This is a genomic window from Sphingomonas sp. FW306-1B-B10E (assembly GCF_058782005.1).
In genome coordinates, this window is the sequence record NZ_JBYSXG010000091.1 from 1 (window position 1) to 8,784 (window position 8,784).

Consider the following 8,784-nt stretch of genomic DNA (forward strand, 5'->3'; position numbering starts at 1 on the left):
ACCCCAACCCCTCCCCTGAAGGGGAGGGGCTTGATGATCCCTACGCCGCCCCCGCATCCTGCTGCTCGAGCTCCCGGCGCGCATGGTCGGCGATCCGGTATTGCGCGATCAGGTCGGCGAAGTCCTGCGCGGTCATCTTGCGCATCCGGCGCGAGGCGATCTCGATCTTGCGGTGTTTGCGGCTGATCTTCGGGCGCCGCGCACCCTTGGCCCGGCCGGGCAGCGGCGCGTCGGGCTCGAGGAACACGCTGAACCGCAGCCCGTTGCTGTTCGCCGCGCCGCCGACGACGTGATAGCCGACTTGCGCGATCTCGCGCCAGGCCAGCGGACGATCGACACCGTCGAGCACGAGCGAATCCGGCAGCAGGGTCACGAACGGCTTCTCGCCGCGGATCAGCAGCCACACGCCGATCGCGAGGAACGCCAGCCCGACCAGGCCAGATCCGCCGGCGAGCAGATCGGCGCCCTCGGGGAATTGCGCCTGCTGTAGCTTGATGCCGACCGCCATCGCCGCGAACAGCAGCCCGACGACGAGCAGGAACCAGCCCCCCGCCTTGGTGCTGTCGCGCACCTCCACCGCTTCGCTGCCCACCGCGCCCGCGGCGGTCTCGAGCGATTCGCGATGCGCGCGGTGGACTTCGCGCGCGCCGCCGGTGAAGTCGGCGGTGAGGTCGCGGAACAACTGATCCGGCGCGGCGAACAGCGCCGAAACCCGCGCCATCGCATCCGGCGCCGGCGGCGCCGTTACGTCGGCGAGCAGCGCCGGACCCGGAACCACTTTCAACGCAGAGAGGCGCTGGTGCCGCGGCGGATGCGTATCGGTCGGGTGCGGCTGGGGCTGTTCCTCGATTCCCGATGGATCGTCGAGACCCGCCTCGCGGGCGCGATCGAGTGTCGCGGCGACCAGGTCGGCAGGGGCGCCCTCGGGCTTCTGGAACGCCGCGCCCAGCGTCTCGCCGATGCGCCTCTCGACCGCGTCGGTGCGCAGCAGCGCGCGCGCCTGCGCCTCAGGCGAGGTGATGCTCGCGCCCGCCGCGTCGGCGGCGAACTCGCGCAGCCGGCTCCAATGGTGCACCGCGCGATCGAACCGCTCCATCACGAACAGCCCGAGCTCGACCGCCGGGCGGGTGATCAGCCCGTCCGAGCCGTCCGCCCCGCGTCCCGCCATCACCATCGCCGCGAGCGAGCGGTTCACCCCGGCATAGATCGGCACGAAGCGCAGCGAATATTCGGTGTCGCCGCCGGTGAAATGGCCGAGCTCGTGGCCGATGATAGCCTCGGCTTCGTCCTGGCGGAGCAGCGGCAGATAAGGCAGCGGCAGATAGAGCGTCCGGCCCGCGAATTGCTCGCCGCTCGGCGACAGGATCTTGGGGCCCGAGGTGACGAAGAAGCCGCGCGTCAGCCCGACGACGATCTGGTCGGGACGCAGGGCGATCAGCCGGTCGGCAAGCCCATCGACCCATTGCCACAGCCCCGGCGCGTCGGCGCGCGAGACGCTGCGGCCCTCGATCTCGAGCGGATCGGGCTCGAACAATGCGAGCGTGTGGCGCAGGTTGAACACTGCCTTGCCCGCGGTCCACAGCGAGAAGCCCATCACCACCACGGCGATGAGCATCAGCTTCATGTCGCCGGTGCCGGGATTGTCGAGCTCGGCGAGCGGCGCGGCTTCGAACGCCACTGCCGCAACCACCCCGAGCGCCGTCGCCACCACCTGGACGCCGAGCAGCGGCGGCAGCGCGCGGCGGACGAAACCGAACCCGCGCTCGAGCGCGTCGCGCGACTGGCGGCCCGCCCAGCCCAAGGCGGTCGAGCCGAGCAGCATCAGCAGCGAGATCGCGAGCACCAGCGCGGCGCAGACGATCACCACCGGCGGCAGATAATTGCGGATATTCTCGACGAAGGCAGCGCGGTCGAGCCGGTCGAGTTCGTCGCGGGCGAGCGCGACCGCGGCCTCGCCGACATAGACGCGGCCGTTCGCGCGGATCTCCGCGTCGAAGGCGATCTTGCCCCTGGCCTCCGCTGCCTGCGTCGCGGCTTCGAGATCGGCGAGCATCGCCGCGACCTCGGCGCGCCTGCCGGCATTCTCCGCGAGATTGGCGGGCGCACGCTGCTGCTCCCAGATCCCCAGCGCCAGCACCGCCAGCGGTAGGATCAGGGTGGTCAGGACGAGAATGCCCGCTTCACGAACCCGGCTCGACACTATCTGCCCCCGTTTGCAGTTTTCGCCACGCGCCGTAGCGTCTGGACGATCGGAAAGTTCCGGAGGCGAAACTTGTTCGGACCCTTGCCCCGTCGCCGCCACCCCGCTACCCCGCAGCTTTAATGCAAGCCTCCGATCACAGCCCCGCGGCGCAGCTTCCCGGCCGCGCCGCCTTCCCGCACCGGCATCTGACCGGGATCGCCGGGCTCCAGCCGCACGAGATCATGTTCCTGCTCGACGAGGCCGAGCAATGGGTCGAGGCCAACCGCACCCGCGCCAAGAGCGACAAGCGCCTCGAGGGCCTCACCCAGATCAATGCCTTTTTCGAGAATTCGACCCGGACGCTGCTGTCGTTCGAGATTGCCGGCAAGCGGCTCGGTGCCGACGTGGTAAACATGCATGCCGCGCAGAGCTCGGTGAAGAAGGGCGAGACGCTGATCGACACCGCAGTGACGCTCAACGCGATGCGCGCCGACGTCATCGTCATCCGCCATATGAGCTCGGGCGCGGTCGACCTGATCGCACAGAAGGTCGATTGCCCGGTGCTCAACGCCGGCGACGGCTGGCACGAGCATCCGACCCAGGCACTGCTCGACGCGCTGACCATCCGTCGTCGCCGCGGCAGCGTCGCGGGGCAGCGCGTGGTGATCTGCGGCGACATCCTCCACAGCCGCGTCGCGCGCTCGAATATGCTCGCGCTCACCGCCTTGGCCGCCGAGGTCCGCGTCGTCGCGCCGTCGACCCTGATGCCCGCGGCGATCGAGCGGATGTACGTGACTCCGTTCACCGATTTCGACGCCGCACTCGAAGGCGCCGACGTGGTGATGATGCTCCGCGTTCAGAACGAGCGGATGGCCGGCGGCTACATCCCCTCCACCCGCGAGTTTCACATGCGCTACGGCCTGACCCCCGAGCGGCTTGCCCGCGCGCGGCCCGATGCGCTGGTGATGCACCCCGGGCCGATGAACCGCGGCGTCGAGATCGAATCCTCGGTCGCCGATCACCCGACGCGCAGTGCGATCACCGAGCAGGTCGAGATGGGGGTCGCGGTGCGCATGGCCTGCCTCGACGTGCTGACCAGGGCGGAGCGCGGCGTGGAGGGCTGGGCATGATGTGCGCGCTTACCCGTGCTCCTGCGAAAGCAGGAGCCCAGAGCCACGAAGGTCGACCTGCTTGGCCCTGGCCCCCTGCTTTCGCAGGGGAACAAGGAAGCGTGCGATGAAAACCCTCTTCCAAAACGCGCAGCTTGTCTGCCCCAAGGATGGCGTTACCCAGGGTGATCTGCTGGTTGACGGCGAGACCATCGCCGCGGTCGGAAGTTTCGAAATCCCCTCCGATGCCGAGCGCATCGATCTTGCCGGCAAGACGCTCGCCCCCGCATTGATCGATCTCGGCGTGTTCGCGGTCGACAAGGCGGCGTGCCGCGCCGGCGGGATCGCACGGGTCGGACTGATGCCCGACCAGTCGCCGATCCTCGACGATCCCGGCATCATCCGCCGCGCCGCGCTGTCGGGCAAGCCGGCACTCTGGGTCCACCCGCTCGCCGCCGCCACGCGCAGGCTCGAAGGCCAGGATCTCGGCGAGATGGCGATCAACGCCTCGGCCGGCGCGCGCGCCGTCGCCACCGGGCGCCGCTGGATCCCGTCCTCGGGGACGATGCGCAAATTGCTCGCTTATGCCCGCGATTGTGGACTGGTCGTGGTCGCGCACGCCGAGGATGGCGGGTTGACCGACGGCACCGTCGCCACCGAAGGCGAGACCGCGACGCGCCACGGCCTCCCCGCCGCGCCGGCGATCGCCGAGGCGCTCGCGGTGGCGCGCGACCTCGCGCTCGCCGAGGAAACGCAGGCGCGGATCCATTTCCGTCAGGTCACTACCGCCGCCGCCTTCGACCTGATCCGCGCAGCCAAGCGCCGCGGCGTCGCGGTCACCTGCGGGATCACCCCGGCGCACCTCTTGCTCTCGGACATCGCGATCAGCGACTTCCGCACCTTCGCGCGTCTCTCGCCGCCTTTGCGCGACGAAAGCGACCGCCAGGCTGCGCTCGCCGCGGTCAAGGACGGTACGATCGACGTGATCGCCTCGGGCCACGATCCGCGCGGCCCCGAGGCCAAGCGCCTGCCCTTCACCGATGCCGAGCCGGGCATGTCGGGCGCCGAGACCCTGCTCGCATTGTCGCTGGGGCTGGTCCGCGACGGGCTGATCCCGATCGAACGGCTGTTCGCCTTGCTCGCGGCCAACCCGGCCAAGATCCTCGGCCTCGCCACCGGCACGCTCACGCCCGGCAGCCCCGCCGACCTGGTCGTGCTCGACCCCGGTGCGCCGTGGCGCATCGAGGCCGAGACCATGGCCGCGCGCGCCGGCAACACCCCGTTCGACCGGCTGCCGGTGCAGGGCAAGGTCCTGCGGCTCTATAAGGGCGGGACCTCAATCGGCTGAGCCGCGTTCGGAGCCGACTGGCAGCATCGCCACCAGGGGCAATCATGTCCGAAGCCACCCCCGAACAGACCGCATATGTGACGGATTATCTGGTCGCTCTGCCCGGGAAAGGAGAGCGGGACGCCGAGTTGGCCAGAAAAGCGCTGGGCCGATAATAGTTGGAAGTGGCTATGGTGCCTGACGAGCGTATCCAGTTTGCATTCTGATATTTTGCGGGGACCCGCGCGTTGGCAAGCGCCTTCTGCCACTGCGCGCCGGTCATGCAGACCTGCCCATCGATCTTGTTGCCCGCCTTATCCCGCTTGGGCACGCAAACGACCCGGCTTTGGTCCGCCGCGGAGAGCCCAGTCTGGGCATGCGCCGCAACAGGAAAAGCCAGCATGGCTGCAACGGCGGCGGTGAGCGACAAGCGAATCATGGCAGCTACTCCCTGTAGTCGTTCGAAACCGCAGGCTAATTACGCCAAGATGAACCGCGGATTGCGCAACGGATCGCCCAAACGAAAAAGGCCGGAGCGTGAACCCCGGCCTTCCCCGTGACGAAACTTGTCTGGTTCAGCGCGCCGCGACTTGCGTGCGGACGCCGCTCTTGATCCATGCCGCGACATTGTCGCCCGCGCCGACGCGCACGAAGCAGGGGCTCCCGCCCGCGCGGACCTGCTGGCAGAGCGCGGCGGCGTCGCCCCGCGCGAAGCCGCCGACCGAAAGGCGATAGAACTTGCCCGCCCCAGTTGCGACCTGCGCGCCCTGCGGCGTCTCGTCGCGCAGCGCCGGAACGCGGCGGGTGTGCCGCGCCCAGGCGTCGCGGGCGACTGCGGCGCTCTCATAGGCGCCGAGCTGAACGTAATAATTGCCTGGCTTGGCCTTGGCGGCGGCCGGTGCGGCAGCGCGGACCGCAGGTGCCTTGGCCGCGGCGACGCGTGCCGGCGCGGCCTGCGCGACGCGGATCTGCTGGACCATTTCGGCGCGCGGACCGAACACGACCTGCGGGCCGGTGCCGGCTACCTGCTGGAGGACCGGCGCGGGCGCGGGTTGGCTTTCGACCGCCGGTGCGGCGGCAACCTCTGCTCCGGCATCGGCGGCGGCCTGCGCCGCCTGCGCCGGCACGCCGGGCATATACGCATCGACCGGATCTGCGACCGGCGCCGGCGCAGCCGCCGCGACGGCGACGTTCGGCTGCTGGTTGAGTGCGAGCGCGACCGGCTGGCCGGCATCCTGCACCGCCTGCACGCCGAGCAGCGACGCGACCTGGTCATAGGCGTTGGTCGGCCGCGCGAAGCTGGCCCATTGCATCAGCCGCGCCTGAAGCTGGTCGGGTGCGACGTCCATCGACGCGACCTTGGTCGCCTCGGACCAGCGCCCGGCGAGTGCGAGGCTGAGCGCGAGGTTCTGGCGGGTCTTGGCGGTGGCGGTCGCCTCGCGCGCCGCCGGATCGAGGATCTCGACTGCCGTCACCGGATCGCCGGCCAGCGCGAAGGCGAGTCCGCGGTCGCTCGCGGGGATCATGTCGGCATTGGCCTGCAGCGTGGCGCGCGCGCCCGCCCAATCGCCCTGCGCGACCTTGGCGAGCGCGAGGTTGAGCGCGACGCGGCCATCGCGCGGTGCGAGCGTCAGCGCATCGGCAAGTGCCTGCGACGCCGAAGTGAAGCGGCCCGCAAGCAGGTACGCCTGGCCGAGCAGCGCGCGATAGTCGGCATTGGCCGGATCGTTGGCGACCGCCGCCTCGGCGTGCTGGACTGCCTCGCCGGCCTTACGCTTGGCGATCGCCTTGCGCGCGTCCTTGGCTTCCGCCGCGGCCTTCTTGGCGCTGGCACCGGCGCTTGCGAAGGCAGTGCTGGTGAAGCCCTGGGTCGCGACGCCGGCGACGGCGACGCCGCCCAGCGCAAAGGCCGAGAGGCCGAACTTGATCATCTTGCGGCTGGTCATCGTCATGTCCTTCACCCCTGAAGCTTCGCAGGGTCGATCTGGCTGGCGAGCGAATCGATCCCGTCGAGCGATTCGAGGAACTGGTCGAGCGCTTCGGTTACGAGGTGCTGCGCCGAACGGCCGGTCACTGCGGACGCGAGACGCAGCCGCAAATGGCGCTGCTGGTCGAGACGCAGCGTGAATGCGGCCTTGGCCTTCTTGGTCGAGACTTCGCGCGCGACGCGGGCGAGCGTGCCCGGCGTCACTTCCGGCGCATGCTTGAGCACCGGCTCGCGCTTCATCGGGCGCGCCGCGAGCAGCGGCGCTTCGGGCGCGGCTTCGGTCTCGGGTTCAGCCGCAGGTGCCGGCGCGGCGAGCTGCTCGTCGAGCGCTTCGATCTGGCGCAGCACTTCGGGCTTGGGCGCCTCGAAATCATGGTCAACCGGCGCCACATAAGGCGCGGCAACCGGCGCGGGATGGAATTCCTCGCCCATGTCGTTCCAGCCGAGATCTTCCTGCGGCCCGGTGTGCATCTGCAGGAAGCCCTGCGGACGCATCGCCGGACGCGCCTGGCCCTTGCGGGCAAGCAGGCTGGAGGACAGCGAAGCAGTGGGCTTGGGGGTGCCGAACATCGCGACCTCCCTCAGCCGACCACGCGGCGGCCGAAGCCGCCGGCGCGCGGCGTCTGGCCAAACTGGTTCGGCTGCGTCGGCGCCGCGAATACGGTGCGGCGGAAATTCTTCTCGAGCCGGTCGGAGATATAGGCCCAGAGCCCGGCGACCTCGCCCGCGGACTTGCCGCGCGGATCGGTTTCCATGACGGTGCGACCGTCGATCATCGACGCGGCGAAATCGGTGCGATGATGCAGCGTGATCGGCGCGACGGTGCCGTGCTGCGACAATGCGACCGCGGCTTCCGACGTGATTCGCGCCTTGGGCGTCGCGGCATTGACCACGAAGATCAGCGGCTTGCCCGCGCGCTCGCACAGGTCGACCGTGGCGCCGACGGCGCGCAGATCATGGGGGCTCGGGCGCGTCGGGATGACGATCAGCTCGGCAACCTGGATCACGCTCTGGATCGCCATGGTGATGGCGGGTGGCGTGTCGATCACCGCAAGGCGGAAGCCCTGCTGGCGCAACACTTCGAGATCCGCCTGGAGGCGCGCGACCGTGGTTTGCGCGAACGCCGGATATTCGGTGTCGCGCTCGTTCCACCAGTCGGAGAGCGACCCCTGCGGGTCGATATCGATGAGAACGACGGGCCCGTGGCCGGCCAGCTGCGCCTGCACCGCAAGGTGACCGGACAGCGTGGTCTTGCCAGACCCACCCTTCTGCGATGCCATCGCCAGAACGCGCATGAACCCCCTCGAACCCTCGATAAGTGCAGGCTTCCTGATGGCATGCGGGTAGATAAGAAGGAGTTAACGCGTTTCGCCGCGGGACGGGGTTTGGTTTGCGCGCCAGTAAGGATATGTTTGCCTCTTAAGGATTAAGTGGCATGTCCTTGGGTCGCGGGGCGATGGAGCGTGGTGGCAATGAAGTCTTTGTGGATGGCCAGCCTGGTGGGTGCGCTGCTCGCGGTGCCCGCGTCCGCCCAGCGGGCTCCGGCCCCTGCCCCTGCCGCGCAGGAGGACCCAGTCCGCGCCGGCGTCGACGCCTATGACCGCGGCGACTATCGCACCGCGATCGAGAAATGGCGGCCCGAGGCCAATCGCGGCAATGCCGACGCGCAATTCAACATGGGCCAGGCCTATAAGCTCGGCCGCGGCGTGCCCGCGGATTCGCGCCAGGCCGAGGAATGGTACCGCAAGGCGGTGCTCCAGGGCCACGAACAGGCCGAGGGCTATTACGGCGTCACGCTATTCGAGAACGGCAAGCGCGGCGAGGCGGTCAAATGGCTCCAGCGCGCGGTCAGCCGCGACGATGCGCGCGCGCAGTACATCTTGGGCATCATGCTGTTCAACGGCGACGGCGTGCAGAAGGATTGGCCGCGCGCCTATGCGCTGATGGTCCGCGCGTCGGGCGCCGGGCTGGATCCGGCGGTCAAGGCACGCGCGCAGATGGACCAGTTCATGCCGCTCGATGATCGCCAGAAGGGCCTGTCGCTGTCGCGCAAGTACGAGGAAGACTATCGTAATGGCGGGCGCCCGCTGCCGCCGGTCGAAGTCGCAGAGAATACCCGCCCCGCCCCGCCCGTGACGACCCGCGCGCCCGAGCCTGCCGCGACCCGGCCGCCAGAACC

General features: G+C 69.5%; 8 protein-coding genes. 3 read left to right on the forward strand and 5 right to left on the reverse strand.

Translation table 11 applies throughout. The features are described from left to right. Positions 1–40 precede the first annotated feature (40 nt). Positions 41–2,200 carry a M48 family metalloprotease gene (locus tag AC3WJI_RS21090; protein ID WP_492759272.1) on the reverse strand — a complete coding sequence of 720 codons (2,160 nt, stop codon included), beginning with the start codon at positions 2,198–2,200 and terminating at the stop codon, positions 41–43. Between the two features lie 122 nt (positions 2,201–2,322). Between AC3WJI_RS21090 and AC3WJI_RS21095 the strand changes: the two genes are divergently transcribed. Together AC3WJI_RS21095 and AC3WJI_RS21100 are read left to right on the forward strand one after the other, a co-directional pair. Continuing rightward, a complete protein-coding gene (locus tag AC3WJI_RS21095; RefSeq protein WP_492759273.1) occupies positions 2,323–3,312 on the forward strand; it encodes an aspartate carbamoyltransferase catalytic subunit in 990 nt (329 codons plus the stop codon). Between the two features lie 106 nt (positions 3,313–3,418). Continuing rightward, complete coding sequence (locus AC3WJI_RS21100) at positions 3,419–4,639, forward strand: dihydroorotase (RefSeq protein WP_492759274.1); 1,221 nt, start codon at positions 3,419–3,421, stop codon at positions 4,637–4,639. Positions 4,640–4,724: 85 nt separating this feature from the next. On the opposite strand, the gene AC3WJI_RS21105 is transcribed toward AC3WJI_RS21100, so the two are convergent. The 4 genes from AC3WJI_RS21105 to AC3WJI_RS21120 all read right to left on the reverse strand — a co-directional run bounded on the left by AC3WJI_RS21105 (position 4,725) and on the right by AC3WJI_RS21120 (position 7,900). Beyond that, positions 4,725–5,057 (reverse strand): hypothetical protein, encoded by a 333-nt coding sequence (locus AC3WJI_RS21105; RefSeq protein ID WP_492759275.1) that lies wholly within the window; start codon positions 5,055–5,057, stop codon positions 4,725–4,727. A 136-nt stretch (positions 5,058–5,193) separates the two neighbouring features. Next, positions 5,194–6,564, reverse strand: a complete 1,371-nt coding sequence (locus AC3WJI_RS21110; protein WP_492759276.1) for an SPOR domain-containing protein — start codon at positions 6,562–6,564, stop codon at positions 5,194–5,196. A gap of 11 nt (positions 6,565–6,575) precedes the next feature. Continuing rightward, complete coding sequence (locus AC3WJI_RS21115; protein WP_492759277.1) at positions 6,576–7,175, reverse strand: hypothetical protein; 600 nt, start codon at positions 7,173–7,175, stop codon at positions 6,576–6,578. Positions 7,176–7,186: 11 nt separating this feature from the next. Beyond that, positions 7,187–7,900, reverse strand: coding sequence for an AAA family ATPase (locus tag AC3WJI_RS21120; protein ID WP_492759278.1), 714 nt, complete (start codon positions 7,898–7,900; stop codon positions 7,187–7,189). A 177-nt stretch (positions 7,901–8,077) separates the two neighbouring features. Between AC3WJI_RS21120 and AC3WJI_RS21125 the strand changes: the two genes are divergently transcribed. Beyond that, positions 8,078–8,784: tetratricopeptide repeat protein (locus AC3WJI_RS21125; RefSeq protein WP_492759279.1), on the forward strand; the 707-nt coding region annotated here is incomplete at its 3' end.

Coding starts and splice junctions, on each gene's coding strand:
- AC3WJI_RS21095 (WP_492759273.1), top strand. CDS start 2,323: ATGCAAGCCTCCGATCACAGCCCCGCGGCGCAGCTTCCCGGCCGCGCC.
- AC3WJI_RS21100 (WP_492759274.1), top strand. CDS start 3,419: ATGAAAACCCTCTTCCAAAACGCGCAGCTTGTCTGCCCCAAGGATGGC.
- AC3WJI_RS21105 (WP_492759275.1), bottom strand. CDS start 5,057: ATGATTCGCTTGTCGCTCACCGCCGCCGTTGCAGCCATGCTGGCTTTT.
- AC3WJI_RS21110 (WP_492759276.1), bottom strand. CDS start 6,564: ATGACCAGCCGCAAGATGATCAAGTTCGGCCTCTCGGCCTTTGCGCTG.
- AC3WJI_RS21115 (WP_492759277.1), bottom strand. CDS start 7,175: ATGTTCGGCACCCCCAAGCCCACTGCTTCGCTGTCCTCCAGCCTGCTT.
- AC3WJI_RS21120 (WP_492759278.1), bottom strand. CDS start 7,900: ATGCGCGTTCTGGCGATGGCATCGCAGAAGGGTGGGTCTGGCAAGACC.